General features: G+C 66.4%; 20 protein-coding genes. 17 read left to right on the top strand and 3 right to left on the bottom strand.

Annotation, left to right across the window (positions count from 1 at the left end; all coding sequences use genetic code 11):
* Positions 1–156: 156 nt before the first annotated feature.
* Positions 157–969, bottom strand: coding sequence for an IclR family transcriptional regulator domain-containing protein (locus F804_RS0101960; protein ID WP_022706060.1), 813 nt, complete (start codon positions 967–969; stop codon positions 157–159).
* 265 nt (positions 970–1,234) lie between these two features.
* Here F804_RS0101960 and kduI point away from each other — a divergent pair, with 265 nt between their 5' ends.
* The 12 genes from kduI (at position 1,235) to F804_RS0101895 (ending at position 12,973) form a co-directional block, all read left to right on the top strand.
* A complete protein-coding gene (kduI, locus tag F804_RS0101955; protein ID WP_022706059.1) occupies positions 1,235–2,059 on the top strand; it encodes a 5-dehydro-4-deoxy-D-glucuronate isomerase in 825 nt (274 codons plus the stop codon).
* The gene (gene kduD, locus F804_RS0101950; RefSeq protein WP_022706058.1) at positions 2,056–2,799 is read left to right on the top strand and encodes a 2-dehydro-3-deoxy-D-gluconate 5-dehydrogenase KduD; all 744 of its coding nucleotides are present in this window, start codon (positions 2,056–2,058) and stop codon (positions 2,797–2,799) included. The genes kduI and kduD overlap by 4 nt, the downstream gene beginning before the upstream one ends.
* 27 nt (positions 2,800–2,826) lie before the next feature.
* Entirely contained in the window at positions 2,827–3,156 is a 330-nt protein-coding gene (locus tag F804_RS0101945; protein ID WP_022706057.1) for a cupin domain-containing protein, read from the top strand.
* 57 nt (positions 3,157–3,213) lie between these two features.
* Positions 3,214–3,957: an SDR family NAD(P)-dependent oxidoreductase gene (locus F804_RS0101940; protein WP_022706056.1), complete on the top strand. Its 744-nt coding sequence runs from the start codon at positions 3,214–3,216 to the stop codon at positions 3,955–3,957.
* 740 nt (positions 3,958–4,697) lie between these two features.
* Positions 4,698–5,606: an L-threonate dehydrogenase gene (gene ltnD / locus F804_RS0101930; RefSeq protein ID WP_022706054.1), complete on the top strand. Its 909-nt coding sequence runs from the start codon at positions 4,698–4,700 to the stop codon at positions 5,604–5,606.
* 3 nt (positions 5,607–5,609) lie between these two features.
* Positions 5,610–6,911, top strand: a complete 1,302-nt coding sequence (gene otnK / locus F804_RS0101925; protein WP_022706053.1) for a 3-oxo-tetronate kinase — start codon at positions 5,610–5,612, stop codon at positions 6,909–6,911.
* Complete coding sequence (gene otnC / locus F804_RS0101920; protein WP_022706052.1) at positions 6,908–7,543, top strand: 3-oxo-tetronate 4-phosphate decarboxylase; 636 nt, start codon at positions 6,908–6,910, stop codon at positions 7,541–7,543. Before otnK ends, otnC begins: the two co-directional genes overlap by 4 nt.
* Before the next feature lies 1 nt (position 7,544).
* Positions 7,545–8,336 carry a 2-oxo-tetronate isomerase gene (otnI, locus tag F804_RS0101915; RefSeq protein ID WP_022706051.1) on the top strand — a complete coding sequence of 264 codons (792 nt, stop codon included), beginning with the start codon at positions 7,545–7,547 and terminating at the stop codon, positions 8,334–8,336.
* A gap of 3 nt (positions 8,337–8,339) precedes the next feature.
* Positions 8,340–9,146 carry a DeoR/GlpR family DNA-binding transcription regulator gene (locus tag F804_RS0101910; RefSeq protein WP_022706050.1) on the top strand — a complete coding sequence of 269 codons (807 nt, stop codon included), beginning with the start codon at positions 8,340–8,342 and terminating at the stop codon, positions 9,144–9,146.
* Positions 9,143–10,111, top strand: a complete 969-nt coding sequence (denD, locus tag F804_RS0101905; RefSeq protein ID WP_022706049.1) for a D-erythronate dehydrogenase — start codon at positions 9,143–9,145, stop codon at positions 10,109–10,111. Before F804_RS0101910 ends, denD begins: the two co-directional genes overlap by 4 nt.
* Positions 10,112–10,238: 127 nt before the next feature.
* A complete protein-coding gene (locus tag F804_RS0101900) occupies positions 10,239–11,636 on the top strand; it encodes a GntP family permease (protein WP_022706048.1) in 1,398 nt (465 codons plus the stop codon).
* Between the two features lie 230 nt (positions 11,637–11,866).
* Positions 11,867–12,973 (top strand): TauD/TfdA family dioxygenase, encoded by a 1,107-nt coding sequence (locus F804_RS0101895; protein WP_022706047.1) that lies wholly within the window; start codon positions 11,867–11,869, stop codon positions 12,971–12,973.
* 36 nt (positions 12,974–13,009) lie between these two features.
* Here F804_RS0101895 and F804_RS15345 read toward each other — a convergent pair whose 3' ends face one another.
* A complete protein-coding gene (locus F804_RS15345; RefSeq protein WP_245540294.1) occupies positions 13,010–13,315 on the bottom strand; it encodes an Lrp/AsnC family transcriptional regulator in 306 nt (101 codons plus the stop codon).
* A 243-nt stretch (positions 13,316–13,558) separates the two neighbouring features.
* Here F804_RS15345 and ctlX point away from each other — a divergent pair, with 243 nt between their 5' ends.
* From ctlX to minE, 5 genes are all read left to right on the top strand, one after another.
* Entirely contained in the window at positions 13,559–14,497 is a 939-nt protein-coding gene (ctlX, locus tag F804_RS0101885; RefSeq protein ID WP_022706046.1) for a citrulline utilization hydrolase CtlX, read from the top strand.
* A 9-nt stretch (positions 14,498–14,506) separates the two neighbouring features.
* Positions 14,507–15,553: an ornithine cyclodeaminase gene (locus F804_RS0101880; RefSeq protein WP_022706045.1), complete on the top strand. Its 1,047-nt coding sequence runs from the start codon at positions 14,507–14,509 to the stop codon at positions 15,551–15,553.
* Between the two features lie 216 nt (positions 15,554–15,769).
* Positions 15,770–16,480, top strand: coding sequence for a septum site-determining protein MinC (minC, locus tag F804_RS0101875; protein WP_245540293.1), 711 nt, complete (start codon positions 15,770–15,772; stop codon positions 16,478–16,480).
* Positions 16,477–17,325: a septum site-determining protein MinD gene (gene minD, locus F804_RS0101870; protein WP_022706043.1), complete on the top strand. Its 849-nt coding sequence runs from the start codon at positions 16,477–16,479 to the stop codon at positions 17,323–17,325. The genes minC and minD overlap by 4 nt, the downstream gene beginning before the upstream one ends.
* Positions 17,322–17,603, top strand: coding sequence for a cell division topological specificity factor MinE (gene minE / locus F804_RS0101865; RefSeq protein WP_022706042.1), 282 nt, complete (start codon positions 17,322–17,324; stop codon positions 17,601–17,603). Before minD ends, minE begins: the two co-directional genes overlap by 4 nt.
* A 45-nt stretch (positions 17,604–17,648) precedes the next feature.
* Here minE and F804_RS16820 read toward each other — a convergent pair whose 3' ends face one another.
* Positions 17,649–17,972, bottom strand: a complete 324-nt coding sequence (locus F804_RS16820) for a hypothetical protein (RefSeq protein WP_022706041.1) — start codon at positions 17,970–17,972, stop codon at positions 17,649–17,651.
* Between the last annotated feature and the right edge of the window lie 636 nt (positions 17,973–18,608).

The raw sequence follows: 18,608 nt of genomic DNA, 5'->3' as shown, positions 1-18,608 counted from the left end.
GATCGGGGCATCGCCCGTCGCTGTCCTTCCTTCCCCCGCCGGGCCGTGTCGAGCCCGGGCATTCCCCTTTGGCCGATGCATGCGCCGGTCTGCCCCCAATAATCCGATCCGGTGACATAATCTATGTGAATTCGGATGGCGCGGGGCGCCGGCCTGCTAGGCGCGCGGCCCCGCCTCGTGGCCCAGGGCCGCCGACACTTCGGCACCCACCGCTAGCAGTTGGGCCAGGTATTCCCGGTGGCGATTCTCGTCGAAGCGGAACAGCGGGAAGGCGATCGAGATCGCGCCGATCGACTTGCCCAGGTGATCGCGCAGCGGCACGGCCATGCAGCGGACGCCTGCCTCGCTCTCCTCGATCTCCTCGGCATAGCCGCGGCTGCGCGTCAGCTCGATCTGTTCGCGCAGGGTCGCGGCATCGGTGATCGTGTTCGGGGCCGAGGCCTCGAAACGCATCGCCGCGATCCTCTCCTCGATCTCGTCGGGGTCGCGAAAGGCCAGCAGCGCCTTGCCAAGAGATGTCGAATGCAGCGGGTTCCGCATTCCCGTCGTGCATTTCATCGACAGGTTGAAGGTCGAGGGATAGCCGTGGACATAGACGACGCGCTGGTCCTGATCGTCGATCACGCCTAGGTTCACCGATTCCCCGAAGGCGCGCGACAGCTTGCCCATGCCGCGATCCGCGACATGCAGCAGGTCGGTGTCCCGCTTCAGCGCCCGCGCGGCGACGGTGAACAGTTTCATCGTCAGGCCGTATTTCTCGGTCTCGGGGTCCTGGGTGACATAGCCCAGATCGACCATCGTCTGCAGCAGGCGGTGGGTCGTGCTTTTGGATGTCATGGCATGCTGTGCGATGGTCGCAAGCCCCGCCTGCCGATCCTCGGCCAGCGTCTCGAGGACGGAAAAGACCTTGAGGACGGATGCCACGCTGTCGGTTTTGGCTGCGTCGGGTTTCTGCGAAGTCGGGGCCATGCGTGCCTGTCCAATCCTTGTGCGGTCCTGCGCGCCCTTTGGGGCGGCCCCCATCATGGCATGCCCGGAAAAAATGGACCAGTGTTCCATTTCGCTTGCGACGGGCGGGCATCCGTGCTTCGATGATTTCGGAACGGCGTTCCGGAAACGGGCGCCCAAGGGGGAATATCGAAGGTGCGCAGCCCTGAAATGGCATCGTGATGCCACGGACGGCGCGTGCCCTAGAAGGATCGCGGAGGAGCCCGCGGGGATCCGAGGAGAGAAGATGCTGAATGTCGAGACACGCCACGCCGTGCATCCCGAACACGCTAGGGGCATGGACACCGACGCGCTGCGCGCGGCCTTCATGGGGCAGGGCCTGTTCGCGCCGGGACAGATCAACCTGATCTATACCCATTACGACCGCTTCGTCCTGGGGGGCGCCGTGCCGGATGGCGGGACCCTGACCCTCGACCGGGTCGAGGAGACGCGCACGCCGTCCTTCCTCGACCGCCGAGAGATGGGCATCGTCAATATCGGCGACACCGGAACGGTCGAGGCCGAGGGCGCGACCCATACGCTGGAACGGGGCGACGTGCTCTATCTGGGGATGGGCAGCGGGGCGGTGAGTTTCGGCGGGCAGGGGCGGTTCTACATCACCTCGGCCCCGGCGCATGCGCGCTTCCCGTCGCGGCTGGTCACGCTGGCCGAATGCAAGCGGGTCGAGCTGGGCGAGACCGCGACCTCGAACAAGCGGGTGATCTACCAGTTCATCCATCCGCAGGTGATGGAAAGCTGCCAGCTGATCCTCGGCTATACCTCGCTGCAGGAAGGGTCGGTCTGGAACACCATGCCCGCCCATGTGCATGACCGCCGGATGGAGGCGTATCTCTATTGGGGGATGTCGCCCGAGGCCCGCGTCCTGCACCTGATGGGCGAACCGCAGCAGACGCGCCACCTGTTCATGGCCAACGAAGAGGCCGTGATCTCGCCGCCCTGGTCGATCCATTCGGGGGCGGGGATCGGGGAATACACCTTCATCTGGGCCATGGCGGGCGACAATGTCGACTTCACCGACATGGACTTCGTCGAACCGGCGGACCTGAAATGAGCGGGCCGTTCCGGCTGGACGGTCGCCGCGCACTGGTGACCGGCGCGAATACCGGCATCGGGCGGGCAATCGCGGTGTCGCTGGCGGCCCAAGGCGCGCGCGTGACCTGTGCGGGCCGGCGCAGCACCGCGCAGACGGTGGACGCCATCCGCGACGCCGGGGGCGAGGCGCAGGAGCTGCTGCTGGACCTGTCGGACCCGATGGCCGCGCGCGATGTCTTCGCGGATGCGGGATACACGATTCTGGTGAACAACGCGGGCATCATCCGCCGCGCCGACAGCGTCGACTTCACCGAGGCCGACTGGGACGAGGTGATGGACGTCAACATGAAGGCGCTGTTCTTCACCTGTCAGGCCTTCGGGCGCGAAGCCATCGCGCGGGGGCAGGGCGGCAGCGTGGTCAACATCGCCTCTCTGCTGTCGTTCCAGGGGGGCATCCGGGTGCCGTCCTATACCGCGTCCAAGCACGGGGTGGCGGGGATCACGCGCATCCTGTGCAACGAATGGGCGGCTCACGGCATCAACGTGAACGCGATCGCCCCCGGCTATATCGCGACGAACAACACCGAGGCCCTGCGCGACGATCCCGACCGCAGCCGCGCGATCCTGGACCGGATCCCCGCCGGACGGTGGGGCAACCCCGAGGATATCGGCGGCACGGCGGCGTTCCTGTGTTCGCCCGCCGCTGCCTATGTGAACGGGGCCGTCATCAACGTGGATGGTGGCTGGCTGGCGCGCTAGGGCGCAGGACCTGACAGGGGGACAGCAATGACGAAGAACCATTTCCCGGCAGCCGAGGGGCAAACCGTCCAGGTGGCACCGGGGCTGCGCAGACGGGTGGGCGCGTTCAACGACAACCTCATGTGCGTCGAGGTGCATTTCGACACCGGCACGGTGGCACCGCTGCACCACCACCCGCACGAGCAGATCACCTATGTCGTGTCGGGCCGGTTCGAATTCACGGTCGGAGACCGGACCCATGTCGTGGGGCCGGGCGACTCTCTCTACAAGCAGCCGGGCATCGTGCATGGCGCGACCTGTCTTCAGGCGGGCACGCTGATCGACATGTTCACCCCCCACCGCGAGGACTTCGTCTGATCGCGGTCTGCACACACGGGGCGCATCGGCGTCCCGCCGACAATCCAGGAGAAAGACATGAAGCTTGAGGGCAAGACCGCGATCATCACGGGCGGCGGACGCGATATCGGGCGGGCCTGCGCCATGCGCCTTGCGGCCGAGGGCGCGAATGTCGCGATCAACTATTTCAGCAGCAGCGCCGGCGCGGACGAGACGGTGGCCGCGATCCACGCCTCGGGCGGGCGCGCCTTCGCCAGGCAGGGCGATCTGAACGATCAGGCCGATGTGGATGCGCTGGTCGCCGCGACCGTGGCAGAGTTCGGCGGCATCGACGTGCTGGTCAACAATTCCGGCGGCCTGATCGCCCGCAAGAGCCTGGCCGACATGTCGATGGACCACTGGCGCGCGGTGATGGACCTGAACCTGACCAGCACCGTCATGATGATCAAGGCCTGCCTGCCGCATATGGGTCAGGGCGCGATCGTGAACATGGCCAGCCAGGCGGGCCGCGATGGCGGCGGCGGCGGTGCCATCGCCTATGCCGCGGCCAAGGGTGCGGTCATGACCCTGACGCGCGGTCTGGCCAAGGAGGTCGGGCCGGATATTCGCGTGAATGCCCTGTGCCCCGGCATGATCGACACCGATTTCCACAACGTCTTCACCAAGGACGAGGCCCGCCGAAACCTGGAGCAGACTGCGCCCGTGCGCCGTCAGGGCACGCCCGACGATGTCGCGAACCTGGTCCTGTTCCTGGCCTGCGGGGATTCCGGCTTCATCACCGGCGCGAATGTCGACATCAACGGAGGGATGTTCTTCAGCTAGCATCGAGGTATCTCGCGCAGATCCCTGCGAGGGACAATGAATATGCCACGCGACCCGGCGCCCATCAGGCGCTTGGTCGCGTGGTCGGGCCTTCGCGAGATGGCCGCGAGGCGGAGCCGAAGCACAAGTTGCGTGCCGGCCCGTCGAGAGAACACCTGCTGGCCCGCGCGGATGCCGCGATTTCGGAGCTGCCAGTAGCCGATCCACAGGTCGTTCCTGCCGCCGAGGCTGGCTGCACTGTTGCAATCTATCCTCGCTGCCGGGTGGCGAGGGGCAGGGCCCGTACCCCTTGCCGGTATCCTGTCCTAGAGCCGCGCGCGGGCATGACTACGATGCCGTGCTTGCCGTCATGGCCCGATCATCTGCCTAAAGTCATTTGGCACCTGCCCTGACCGCCGCATCCTCGACGACATAGCGGATCATCCACACCGTGGGATCGGCGTGGACAGCGACGGTACGCGCGGTAACCGCCAACATCCTTTTGGCTAAGGACATGCCCTGCGCCGCATTGTCGGAGCCTGCGGGCGACGGGCGCATCATGCGCCCAGATCGACCTGTACAGGCATGCATATGGCGACATGTCTGCGGTGCGGGCTAGGACCGGCGTTTGGCAACGCCATTCATGCTCCGATCTTCACATCCAGATTGATCGTATGCGTGATAATTTGTGAAATAAGTTTTGCAAATGTGACGATTTCATGATCTTGGTGCTGCGAATTCAGTCACTGGGGGAATGAATCATGGATGTGGCTTCGGGATATCGCGCCTGTGTCGTCGGCCTCGGATCGATGGGGATGGGGGCCGCGCTGTCCTGCGTCCGCGCCGGAATTCCGACCTCGGGGATCGACCTGTCCGATGCGCGGCGCGACCAGTTCGCGGCTGCGGGGGCCGAAGGTGTCGGTGCCTCGGTCGCGGAGCTGACGGGCGAATTCGACGCGATCCTGGTGCTGGTGGTGAACGCCGCGCAGGCACGCGCGGTCCTGCTGGGCGACGCGGGCGCGGCGACGCGCATCCGCAAGGGCGGTGTCGCCATCGTCAGCTGCACGCAATCCTCGGACGACGCGAAATCGCTGGCTGCCGATCTGGACGCGATGGGCGTCCTGATGCTGGACGCGCCGGTCTCCGGCGGTGCCGCCAAGGCCGAGGCCGGTCAGATGACGGTCATGGCCTCGGGCAGCGAGGCGGCCTTTGCCGCGGCCGGTCCCGTCCTCGATGCCGTCGCGGGCAAGGTCTACAATATCGGGACCGAGATCGGGCAGGGCGCGATGGTCAAGGTCATCCACCAGCTGCTGGCGGGCGTGCATATCGCCGCCGGGGCCGAGGCGATGGCCATGGCCGCGCGTGCGGGCATTCCGCTGGACACCATGTACGACGTCGTCACCAACGCCGCCGGCAATTCCTGGATGTTCGAGAACCGCATGAAGCACGTGGTCGACGGCGACTATACCCCGCTTTCGGCGGTGGACATCTTCGTCAAGGACCTGGGCCTCGTGACCGAGACGGGCCGCAGCCTGAAATTCCCGCTGCCGCTGGCCTCGACCGCATTCGCCATGTTCCAGAACGCGTCGAACATGGGCTTTGGCGGGCAGGACGACAGCGCCGTCATCAAGACCTTCTCGGGGATCGAGCTGCCGGAAAAGGAGGGCTGAGCCATGATGATCGGCGTCATCGCGGATGATTTCACCGGCGCGACCGACATCGCGGGCTTTCTGGTCGCGAACGGCCTTGCCACCACGCAGATGATCGGCGTGCCCCCGGCGGGCACCACGGTCGAGGGCGACGCGGTCGTCGTCTCGCTCAAGTCGCGGTCGAACCCGGCGGACGAGGCCGTGGCCGACAGCCTTGCCGCGCTGGCCTGGCTGCAATCGCTCGGGTGTCGCCAGATCTTCCAGAAATACTGCTCGACCTTCGATTCGACGGCCAGGGGCAATATCGGTCCGGTCACCGATGCGCTGATGGAGGCCATCGGCACCGACATCACCGTCATCTGCCCCGCGCTGCCGGTCAACGGACGCTCGATCTACAAGGGCTATCTGTTCGTGGGTGACCAGCTGCTGCAGGAATCGGGGATGAAGGACCACCCGATCACGCCGATGACGGATTCGAACCTGATGCGCCTGATGGACATGCAGTCCAAAGGCCGCACGGGCGTCGTGACCACCACCACCGTGGAAAAGGGCGCCGATGCCGTCCGCGCCGAGATCGAGCGCCTGCGTGCATCGGGCATGTCCTATGTCGTGCTGGATGCCGTCAACGACGCGCATCTGGACGTGCTGGGGCAGGCCGTGGCCGACATGAAGCTGGTCACCGGCGGTTCGGGCCTGGGCGCGGGGATCGCGCGGGCCGTCGCCACCGGCGACGCAAGCCGGACCGAGGAACTGGGCCGTCAGGCCGCGACTGCGGGCGCGGCCCTGGAAGGGCCGGGGATCGTCATCTCGGGGTCGTGCAGCGTGATGACCAACGCGCAGGTCGCGGCCTATCGCGATCTTGCGCCGGTCTTCGACGTGGACGTGGAGCGCTGCCTTGCCGATCCCGACGCATATGGCGCCGAGATGGCCGCATGGGCGCTGGCGCAACCGCAGGACGGCGACCGCCCGTCGCCCATGATCACCGCCACCGCTTCGCCCGACATCCTGCGCGACGTGCAGGCCCGCCACGGCGCCGCCGCGTCCGAGGCGGTCGAGCATGCCTTCGCCGCCGCCACCCGCAAGCTGGCCGAGGGCGGCATCGTCCGCTTCGTCGTCGCCGGGGGCGAGACCTCGGGTTCGGTGACGCAGGCGCTGGCCGTATCCGGTTTCGCCATCGGTCCGCAGATCGCGCCGGGCGTGCCCTGGGTCCGCGCCGTGGACCGGCCGCTGTCGCTGGCACTGAAATCGGGCAATTTCGGGGCCGAGAGCTTCTTCCTCGACTGCCAGCCCGCCAATGTCCGCGCCGCGATCGGGGGGTCGGCATGAACGATGCAGCCAAGGCGGAACGCATGGTCCTGCTGTGCCGCAGCCTGTTCGACCGGGGATATTCGGTCGGCGGCGCGGGCAACGTGTCCGTCCGCTCGGACGAGGGCGGGTTCCTGGTGACGCCCACGGGCAGCTGCCTCGGGCGGCTGGACGCGGACCGGCTGACGGTGATCGGACCGGACGGGGCGCCCAAGCCCGGTCCCAAGCCCTCGAAGGAATTCGAGTTCCACCGCAAGCTCTATGAGGTGCGGCCGGATGCGGGGGCGATCGTGCACCTGCACTCGACCTATCTGACGGCGCTGAGCTGCCTCGAGGATCTGCCGCGCGAGAACGCGATGCGGCCCTTCACGCCCTATTACGTCATGCGCATCGGCTACATGCCGGTGATCCCCTATTACCGCCCCGGTTCGCCCCGGATCGGCGAGGATCTGGCCGAGGCCGCGCGCCGCCACAAGGTGCAGGCCTTCCTGCTGGCCTCTCATGGCGTGGTCGTGCTGGGCAAGGATATCGACGACGCGGTGAACAACGCCGAGGAGCTGGAGGAGACGGCCAAGCTGCTGTTCCTGCTCAAGGGCGAGAAGCTGCACTACCTGACCGAGGACGAGATCGCCGAACTGGGCGGAGGATACTGAGATGACCAGACTTGCAGCCAACCTGTCGATGCTGTTCGCCGACGCATCCTTTCTCGACCGGTTCGACCGGGCGGGTGCCGCGGGCTTCGAGGCGGTCGAGTTCCTGTTCCCCTATGACCATTCGATTGCCGAGGTGAAGTCGCGGCTGGACCGCAACGGTCTGTCGCTGACGCTGATCAACGCCTTCGCCGGCGATTGGGCGGGCGGAGAGCGCGGCTTCGCGGCCCGTCCCGGCAAGGAGGCCCAGTTCGAGGCATCGCTCGATCAGGCCATCGAATACGCCACCGGCCTCGGCTGTCCGCGCATCCACGTGATGTCGGGCATCACGGCGGGCGAACCCGACGCCAGCGCCTGCGAGACAGCCTGGATTCGCAACATGCGCCTTGCCGCCGACCGCGCCGCGACTGCGGGGCTGCAGGTCTTGATCGAGCCGCTGAACTCGCGCGATGTGCCGGGCTATTTCCTGGCCCATCAGGACCCGACGCTGGAGCTGATCGCGCGGCTGGACCGCCGCAACGTGCTGCTGCAGTTCGACGTCTATCACACGCAGATCATGGACGGCGACATCATCCGCCGGATCGAGCGGCTGAAGGGCGCATACGGTCATGTCCAGATCGCGGGCGTGCCGGACCGCCACGAACCCGACACGGGCGAGCTGAACTATGCCGCGATCTTCGAGGCGTTCGACCGCACGGGCTTCGACGGGTTCCTGGGGTGCGAATACAACCCCCGCGGCCGGACCGAAGAGGGGCTTGGCTGGGCCGCGCCCTTCCTGCCGCGCAAGGCCGCCTGACCCATGATCCCCGCCGAACGCCAGCATTTCATCCTGTCCTGCCTGGTCGAGCGGGACGTGATCAGCATCGCCGAGCTGACCGAGAGGCTGGGCGTGTCCCACATGACCGTTCGCCGCGACATCCAGTCGCTCGAACGGCTGGGCCGCGTCACCTCGGTCTCGGGCGGGGTGCGGCTGAGCAGGCGGCTGGAGGCCGAACTGCCGCATCTGGCGAAAAGCGGGATCAATACCGACCAGAAGGGCGCCATCGGTCGCGCCGCCGCGCGGATGGTCCGCGACGGGATGGTCGTCTATCTGGACGCGGGCACGACCACGCTGGAGATCGCGCATGCCATCGCCGACCGCGAGGGGCTGACCGTGGTGACGAACGATTTCGTCATCTGCGCCTATCTATCGCAGAATGGGCGCTGCACGCTCTATCACTCGGGGGGGCTGGTCGACGGGGACAACCGGTCCTGCGTGGGCGAGATGGCGTCGGGCACGCTCGGGCAGTTCAACTACGACATCGCGTTCATCTCGACCTCGTCCTGGACGATCTCGGGGCTGAGTTCCCCGACCGAGGCCAAGCGCCCGGTCAAGCATGCCGTGATCCAGCGCGCCCGCCGTTCGGTGCTGGTGTCGGATTCCGCGAAATACGGCGTGGTGGCGGCGATCAACATCCTGCCCATGGAGGTCTTCGACGCGGTCGTGACCGACGGGCAGATCGACCCCGGCGTGGCCGGGGAAATCAGGGATATGGGATTGGAGGTCATCCTGGCCGAAGGGCCGCGGACGGATGGCGATCCCGACTGCAAGGGAGAGGAAGAATGAAGATTGTCGTGACGGGCGGCGCAGGGTTCCTGGGAAGCCGCCTCATCGCGCGCCTGCTGGATCAGGGCTTCGGCCCCGACCGCCAGGTCGTGTCGGTCGTGTCGCTGGACCGCGTGGAATGCCCGGTCCGCGATGCGCGCGTGACCAGCGTGGTGGGGTCCATCGACGATGCCGCCGACGTGGCCCGCGCGCTGTCGCAGGGGCCGGATGTCGTCTATCACCTGGCCGCCGTCCTGTCGGGCCAATCCGAGGCCGAGTTCGACACCGGCCTGAACATCAACGTCGATGCCACGCGCCTGCTGCTGGAGGAATGCCGCAAGCTGGCCGTCGCGCCGCGCTTCGTCTTCACCTCGTCGCTGGCCGTCTTCGGCGGAGAGATGCCCGACACCGTCCCCGAGACGATGGCGACCATGCCGCAATCCTCCTATGGCTGCGGCAAGGCCATCGGGGAACTGCTGGTCGGCGAATACAGCCGCAAGGGCTTTGTCGACGGGATTACCTGCCGCCTGCCGACCATCTCGGTGCGTCCGGGCAAGCCCAATTCGGCGGCATCGTCCTTCGTATCCGGCATCCTGCGCGAACCGCTGGCCGGCGAGCCGTCCGAATGCCCCGTGCCGCTGGACACGCGGCTGTGGATCTCGTCGCCGGACGCGGCGATCGCGAACCTGGTGCTGGCGGGGGGCATCGCGGGCGACCGGCTGGGCCTGAACCGCGTGCTGAACCTGCCGGGGATCACCGTGACGCCCGCGCAGATGCTGGACAGCCTGGAACGCCTTGGCGGCGCGGAGGCGCGCGCGCGGGTGTCGCTGACATCCGACAGCCGCGTGATCGACATCGTGTGCAGCTGGCCCGGCGCCTTCGACGTGGCGCGTCCGCTGTCGCTCGGCTTCGTGGCGGACGACGATTTCGACGGCGTGCTGTCGCAATACATGGCCGAGACGTCGCCGCAGGCGGCAAACGCCTGACCCCATCCGAATTCCCGAAGATGCATGACCGGCCGCCCCCGCCACGGGCAGGCCGGCCCTTCGGCAGAAACAACGGCAAACAAATCGAGGGATGCCCCCGAAACGGGGCATGAAATGGAGGAATAACATGGCGGAACCCGGAATGGAGTTCCAGTTGATCGCGGGCCTGGTCGTTGCCATCGCCCTGCTGATCTTCCTGGTCGTCAAGACGAAGGTCCACGCGGTCGTGGCCCTGGTCATCGCAGCGTCGCTTGCAGGTCTGATCGGGGGCATGCTGCCCGCCGACGTGATCTCGGCGATCACCACGGGCTTCGGCAGCACGCTGTCGACCATCGGCCTTGTCATCGGCTTCGGCGTGATGATGGGCCGCGTGCTGGAAATCTCGGGCGCGGCAGAACAGATGGCCTATTCGCTGATCCGTTGGGTCGGCAAGAAGCGCGAGGACTGGGCCATGGTCCTGACGGGCTATGTCGTGTCGATCCCGATCTTCTGCGACAGCGCCTTCGTCATCCTGACGCCGCTGATCAAGGCGCTGGCCCGTTCGACCGGCAAGTCGATCCTGACGCTTGGCATCAGCCTTGCGGGCGGCCTGATGCTGACCCACCATGCCGTGCCGCCCACCCCGGGCCCGCTTGGCGTGGCGGGGATCTATGGCATCGATATCGGCCTGATGATCTTCTGGGGCGTGATCTTCACGCTGCCGGGCATGGCGGTCCTGGTCTTCTATGGCCGCTTCATGGGCCCGCGGCTGGAGAAGATGATCCTGGACGACACGGGCGAGGATATCGGCGCGGCCTATCGCCAGTTCGAGGAAGCCGCGACCGAGCGCCAGAAGGAGCTGCCGTCGCTGTTCCTGTCGATCCTGCCGCTGATCCTGCCGATCGCGCTGATCTTCCTGAACACGCTGGCGACCTTCGTGGTCAAGACCTCGGGCGATGCCGAGCTTGCGAACTCGTTCCTGGTGCAGCTGTTCTCGTTCATCGGGAACCCGGTCATCGCCGTGGGCCTGGGCCTTCTGGTCGCGGTCTACACGCTGATCCCGACCGTGCCGCGGACCGACGCCATCGCCTATATGGAGCAGGGCGTCGAAAGCGCGGGCATCATCCTGCTGGTCACCGGTGCGGGCGGCGCGCTTGGCGCGGTGCTGCGGGCCTCGGGTGCGGGCGATGTCATCGGCGAGGCCGTGGCCGGCCTGCCGATCCCCGCGATCCTGATCCCGTTCCTGATCTCGTCTTTGGTGCGGATGATCCAGGGGTCGGGGACCGTCGCAATGATCACGGGGGCGTCGATCTCGGCCCCGATCCTGATGGCGATGCCGGACGTGAACATGGTGTTCGCGGCGCAGGCCGCGGCCATCGGCTCGATGGTGTTCGGGTATTTCAACGACAGCTATTTCTGGGTGATCAACCGCATGCTGGGCGTGAAGAACGCGAAGCACCAGATGCTGCTGTGGTCGGTGCCCACCACGCTGGCATGGATGTCGGCGCTGGTCATGCTGCTGATCTGCAACGCGCTGTTCGGCTGATCCACCGCGATCGCCGCGATTGCAGGGCCGTCCCTTCGGGGGCGGCCCTTTTCGCATCCGGCGGCCACGATCCGCTTGCAAGGCGCGGGCCCCCCGTGGTTTCCTGCCGCCAATGTGCATCGTCCTTGGAAGAAGTCCGGGCCATCCCCATGCAAAGGCCCACGAATGGTGGCCGCCCCCCGGCGCGCGGCCCTGACCGCCATTCTGACATTCCATCGCCGGAGAGACACATGACCGCCACCCTTGCCACCGGGGCCGAGGGCCTCGACATCCGTTGGGCCGACGGCACCACCGGAAGCTTTCCCTTCATCTGGCTGCGCGACACCGATCCGTCGGGCTTTCACCCCCAGACGGGCGAGCGGACATTCGACCTGACCGCCGTGCCGCTGGACATCGCGCCCGCCCATGCCGAGATCGCGGGCAACGAGCTGCTGCTGACATGGCAGGATGCCGACGCGCCCAGCCGCTTCGATCTGGACTGGATCAAGGCGAACCGTCCGGGCATCGCGCGCTACGATCCCGCCGACATTCCGCTGAATCCGTGGCGGGCCGAACTGGGCGCGGGCGGCGTGCCGCGCCATGATGCGGCGGCGATCGCCGGGACCGATCGCGGGCTGGCGGACTGGCTGGCCGACACCAAGCGCTTCGGCCTCTCCATCGTCACCGGGCTGGCCGACACGACCGAGGCAGGCGTCGTGATCGCCCGCCGCGTCGGCCACCTGCGAGAGACGAATTTCGGCCTGACCTTCGAGGTGATGTCGAAGCCCGATCCGAACAACCTGGCCTATACCTCGGACGCGCTGCCGCTGCATACCGACCTGACCAACCAGGAGCTGCCGCCCGGATACCAGTTCCTGCACTGCCTTGCGAACGAGGCGCAGGGCGGCGGGTCCACCTTCTGCGACGGGCTGGCCGTCGCACGCGACCTGCGCGACCGCGACCCCGAGGCGTTCCGCATCCTGTCGACCGTCACGGTGCCCTTCCGTTTCCACGACCGCGATACCGATATCCAGTCGCGCAAGGCGGTGATCACGCTGGACGATGTGGGCGAGATCTCCGAGGTCTGCTTCAACGCGCATATCGCGGATATCCTCGATCTGGATCCGGCGGTGATGGGGGGCTTCTATCGCGCCTATCAGCTGTTCATGCGGATGACTCGCGATCCGGCCTATGGCATCGCCCTGCGCCTGTCGGCGGGCGAGATGGTCGTCTTCGACAACCGCCGCGTGATGCATGGCCGCGAGGCGTTCGACCCCTCGACCGGGTTCCGGCACCTGCACGGCTGCTATGTCGATCGCGGGGAATGGGACAGCCGCATCCGCGTTCTGGCGCGCTGATCCGCGCGGGTCGGGGGCATTCCGTCCCCGACCCCCTCAGACGGAACTGAGCAGGATCGAGGTTTCGCTGTTCGTGATGCCGGGGATGTTGCGGACCTCGCGCAGGACGCGGTCGAAATCGGCAAGGCTCTCGGCGCTGAGATGGGCCACCAGGTCCCAGTTGCCATTGGTCGAATGCAGCTGATGCAGCGCCGCGATGCCGCGCAGGCTGCGGATGACCTGCGTGGTGGACTGGCCCGACACCTCGATCATCATGATTGCGCGCACGCCCTGCGGGCCGCTGTCCTCGCGCGCGCGGATGGTGAAGCCAAGCACCGCGCCGCTGTCCAGCAGCCGATCCATCCGCGCCTGCACCGTGGCCCGCGACACCCCCAGAAGCTGCGCCAGCTTGGAGACCGGGGCGCGCCCATCCTCGCGCAGGATGCGCGATCAGGTTCCGGTCCAGTTCATCATAGACATGCATGGCAAAACTTACATCCGGTGCTGGCAATATGCGCAATCTGGGTTGCCAGATCTATCACCATGGCCATGCAATCCGTCAAGCACTGCAGCTATTCTGACAGGAACGTCCCAAAGGAGGCATCCATGCCCCGTTCCTCGCTTCAGGCCCCGGCCTCGGTCGTCATGATCCGGCCGCATCACTTCACCCCCAATGCTGCCACCGCGCAGGACAACCATTTCCAGACCAGCGCCGGCAGCGACCCCGCGACCATCGCCCGCATGGCCCATGCCGAGGTGACACGCGCGGCGGCCGCGCTGACGGGTGCAGGCATCCGCGTCCACCTGTTCGAGGACGAAGGCAGCGACACCCCGGATTCGGTCTTTCCCAACAACTGGTTCTCGACCCATTCGGGCGGGCATGTCGCGGTCTATCCGATGTATTCGCAGAACCGCCGCGCCGAACGGCGGCAGGACGTGCTGGACATGCTGAAGCACGGCTACCGGGTGCAGGACATCATCGACTATTCCGGTCTGGAACAGGACGATCTGTTCCTGGAAGGCACCGGCGCGATGGTCATCGACCATCTGGAACGCGTGGCCTATGCCGCCCGGTCGAAACGCACCAGCGAGATCCTGCTGGAACGGTTCTGCACGCATTTCAACTATGAGCCCATCGTCTTCGACGCGGTCGATGCGCAGGGCAAGTCGATCTATCACACCAATGTCCTGATGTGCATCGGCACCGATTTCGCGATGATCGGGCTGGACGCGATCCCCGACGCCCCGCGCCGCCGCGAGGTGGCCGAGCGCCTGCGCCGCGGCGAACGCGACATCGTCGAACTGACCCACGCCCAGATCGCCGATTTCGCGGGCAACGCGATCGAATTGCAGGGCCGCGACGGGCTGGTCCTTGCGCTGTCCTCGCGCGCGTTGCGGTCGCTGGATGCCACGCAGCGCGCGGTTCTGGAACGCCATGTCGCGCTGCTGCCGCTGGACATTCCCACCATCGAACATGCGGGCGGCTCGGTCCGCTGCATGATCGCCGGGCTGCATCTGTCGGCCCGTTCCCCCATTCCCGCATAAGAGGTTCCCATGGCTCCGCTTCCCTCGAAACTCGCCTATGTTCCCTTCGTCTCGGTCGAGAACATGATGCGCCTTGTCCACCATATCGGGATCGAGAAGGTGCTGACCGATCTAGCCGACCAGATCGAGGCCGATTTCCGCCGCTGGCCGCTGTTCGACAAGACCCCCCGCGTCGCCAGCCATTCCGATGTCGGAGTGATCGAGCTGATGCCGACCTCGGACGGCGAGACCTACGGCTTCAAATACGTGAACGGCCACCCCAAGAACATGGCCGAGGGGTTGCAGACCGTGACCGCCTTCGGCCTGCTGGCCGACGTGAACAGCGGCTATCCCAAGCTGCTGAGCGAGATGACCCTGCTGACCGCGCTGCGCACCGCCGCCACCAGTGCGATGGCCGCCCGGCATCTGGCACCCAAGGGCGCGCGCACCATGGCGATGATCGGCAATGGTGCGCAGTCCGAATTCCAGTGCCTGGCCTTCAAGGCGGTCTGCGGGATCGACAGCGTGCGCCTGTACGACATCGACCCGGCGGCCACGGAACGCTGCGCCAAGAACCTTGCCGGCAGCGGGCTGACGGTGGTCGAATGCCGTTCCTCGCAAGAGGCGATCGAAGGGGCCCAGATCATCACCACCTGCACCGCCGACAAGCAATATGCGACCATCCTGACCGACAACATGGTCGGCAGCGGCGTCCATATCAACGCCATCGGCGGCGACTGCCCGGGCAAGACCGAACTGCATCGCGACATCCTGCTGCGCTCGCGGATCTTCGTGGAATACCCGCCCCAGACCCGCATCGAGGGCGAGATCCAGCAGCTCGACCCCGACCATGCCGTGACCGAGCTGTGGCAGGTGATCGCGGGCGATGTTCCGGGGCGCGCGGATGACCGCCAGATCACCCTGTTCGACAGCGTGGGCTTCGCCATCGAGGATTTCAGCGCCCTGCGATATGTCGCGCAGGCGATCGAAGGCACGCCCTTCTTCACGGCCTTGGACATGATCGCGGACCCCGACGACCCGCGCGATCTGTTCGGGATGTTCCAGCGCGCCGGCTGACCCCCGCCGAAAGCCGCCCTGCAGGCAGGTTCCTGCGCAATTTTGCGCGGGACGCCTTCCGTCCGCCGTCAGTTCGTGAAAAGGGGGAATGCAAGAAGAGCAGCGCGGCAGCCCCTGCCGTGATCTGCCGCAAAGCAGGAGCAGAGTGTCGAATTGTCCGATCGATCAGTCCGGGCCCGGCGCGACCAAGGGCCGGCAACCGTCATGCCATTTCAGGTGCGCGGGCGCTTTCTGACCGCGCTGTCGCTGCGCATCGTGTCCGATGTCGCGGATGACGCCTTCTATGCGCAGCTGGACGATCAGTTGCTGCGCACGCCGCAATTCTTCGCGGGCGCGCCGATGGTGCTGGACCTTGCGCAGGCACCCGGCTTCGCGGACCCCGCGGCGCTTGGCGATCTGGTCGCGAACCTGCGCAACCGAGAGTTCCGCGTCTTCGGCGTCGAGAATGCGGGCGCGCTGGACCGCGCAGCGCTGCAGGGCATGGGCCTGATCCCGGTCGAGGGAGGCCGCGACGCGCCCCTGCCGCGCGAACCCCGGCCCGCACGCGCGACCCCGCAGGCCCCCACGCAACCGCAGGCGACCCCCGCGCCCCAGGCCCCGCTGAACAAGGTCGTGCGCACGCCCGTACGTTCGGGCCAGATGATCGTCGCCGAACAGGGCGACCTGACGGTGATCGGATCGGTCGCCTCGGGGGCGGAACTGGTCGCGGCGGGCAACATCCATGTCTATGGCAACCTGCGCGGCCGCGCGATGGCGGGATGCCACGGCGACGAGGGTGCGCATATCTTCTGCCAGAGCCTCAATGCCGAACTGGTCGCGATCGCCGGCCTCTACCAGACCAACGAGAACCTGGAAGAGGCCGCCCGCCAGCGCTGCACGCACATATTCCTTGAGAATGAGAAACTACGGATGGAGGTGATCGCGTGACGACTGAATCCAAGGACACCGCGCCGCTCGGGCGGGTGATCGTCGTGACTTCCGGCAAGGGGGGCGTCGGCAAGACGACATCTTCCGCGGCCATTTCGGCGGGGCTGGCCAAGCAGGGCTTCCGCACGGTCGTGATCGACTTCGACGTCGGGCTGCGCAACCTGGACATGACCATGGGCTGCGAGCGTCGCGTCGTCTTCGACTTCATCAACGTCATCCAGGGCGATGCCAAGCTGAAGCAGGCGCTGATCAAGGACAAGCGGGTCGAGACGCTGTCGATCCTGCCCACCTCGCAGACGCGGGACAAGGACGCGCTGACCAAGGACGGCGTCGAGAAGGTCCTGAACGAGCTGAAGCAGGAATTCGACTATATCATCTGCGACAGCCCCGCAGGGATCGAGCACGGCGCCCAGATGGCGATGCATTTCGCCGACGAGGCCGTGGTCGTGACCAACCCCGAGGTGTCCTCGGTCCGCGACAGCGACCGGGTGCTGGGCCTTCTCAGCAGCCAGACCAAGCGCGCCGAGACCGACGGCGCCGACGCGATCAAGGCGCAGGTGCTGATCACCCGCTACGATCCCGATCGCGTCAATACCGGCGAGATGATGACCGTCGAGGACGTGCTGGAGATCCTGGCCGTGCCGCTTCTGGGCGTCGTGCCCGAAAGCAAGGCGATCCTGAAGGCTTCGAATGTCGGCACCCCGGTGACGCTGGACGGACCCTCGGCCGCGTCGCAGGCCTACGAGGACGCGGTGGCCCGCCTGACCGGCAAGGATGTCGAGATGCGCATGGAAGGTGAACGTCGGCCCGGCCTGCTGCAGCGGCTGTTCGGACGTGCCTCATGAGCTTCTTCGGTTTTGCACGCAGGAAGCACCCGCCCAAGAGCGCGCAGACAGCCAAGGACCGCCTGCAGATCCTGCTGGCCCATGAACGCAGCAGCAGCGGCGTGGCCGAGGCCGATTACCTGCCGATGCTGCAGCGCGACATCGTCGCGGCGATCCGCAAGCATGTCCCGATCAACGACAAGGATGTCGAGGTCCGGATGGATCGCGGCGACAACATGTCCAGCCTCGAGATCAATATCGAGCTGCCGACCGCCGCTGCGGGCGACAAGAAGGACTGAGATGGCAGGTCCGCGCGGGCACGACCCCGCGCGGATCGCCACGGCCTACAGGTCCGCGGGCAGAATGGCCTCGGGGATGTCCGACTTGCCGGTAATCTTTTGGATCATCGAGAAGTGCCGGGATGCATGCCGCAGGCTGCGATTGCGGCGGCGATCACCCCGCGGCGGTGCTGGGATGGGCGCCGTGACCCCTGAGCACCGCGGGCAGCCTGCGACGGCGTCCCCGCCCGCGATCGAGAGTGCCAGCGGAAAACTCGTCGCACCGAAGACCGCGACAGGGCCGATGGGGCGTTGGATCATCCGCAGGACGGGGTGAGGTAGCGGCTGACGGCCGGATAGCGTGGCGTCGCGGATATAGGTGTCGAACATGCGCAGCGGCCCCGTGGTCCAGCCGCGCTTTGGGCAAGCTGGCTTCCCGGTGCCGATCCAGTTGATCCGTGCGCTGCGTGCGTCGATCTTGTCCTCGATGCGTTTCCAAGGGCCCGCGCGTTCATCGTGTCTGGAATAGCGATAGGTCCAGAGGCGTCCTCGGTGGCGCGGTCTACCGGTTCGGACTCGCCCGCACAGAAGTTTAAGGTGTCGTGATGGCCCTTCTCGGAAAAGACTGCCGTGTTCAGGCGAGCCATTCGCCTGCGATCGATTTCACAGCGCTGAGCCGCCGCCGGTGGTTGCAACACGGATAGGCCCAGCAGCGTCAGCGCGGAATACGCAAGCGGCCCGAATTCTCAAGCCCAAACGGGCTATCGGCAGTACCGCGAAAATCAGGACGACCTTCGGCACCACGTTTCTGATCGGCCGAGGCATGTTTGACGTTGCCTACATGCGTCAGCCCATGGCTGAGTGTTCGATCCCTATGCGCTGCAAGGTAAATGCCATGGCCTCTTGCCCACCGCATTTGGGCATCTGTGACCATAGGGTCAGGACCCATTAATTTTCTTGATGCCGTCCTGTCGGCGTGATTCACGCTCCCAAACAGGTGGGGGCATCATGAGTAATCTTTTCTGG

This window comes from Paracoccus zeaxanthinifaciens ATCC 21588 (assembly GCF_000420145.1).
Lineage (GTDB): Bacteria > Pseudomonadota > Alphaproteobacteria > Rhodobacterales > Rhodobacteraceae > Paracoccus > Paracoccus zeaxanthinifaciens.
This window is presented reverse-complemented; position numbering and strand designations above follow the sequence as displayed.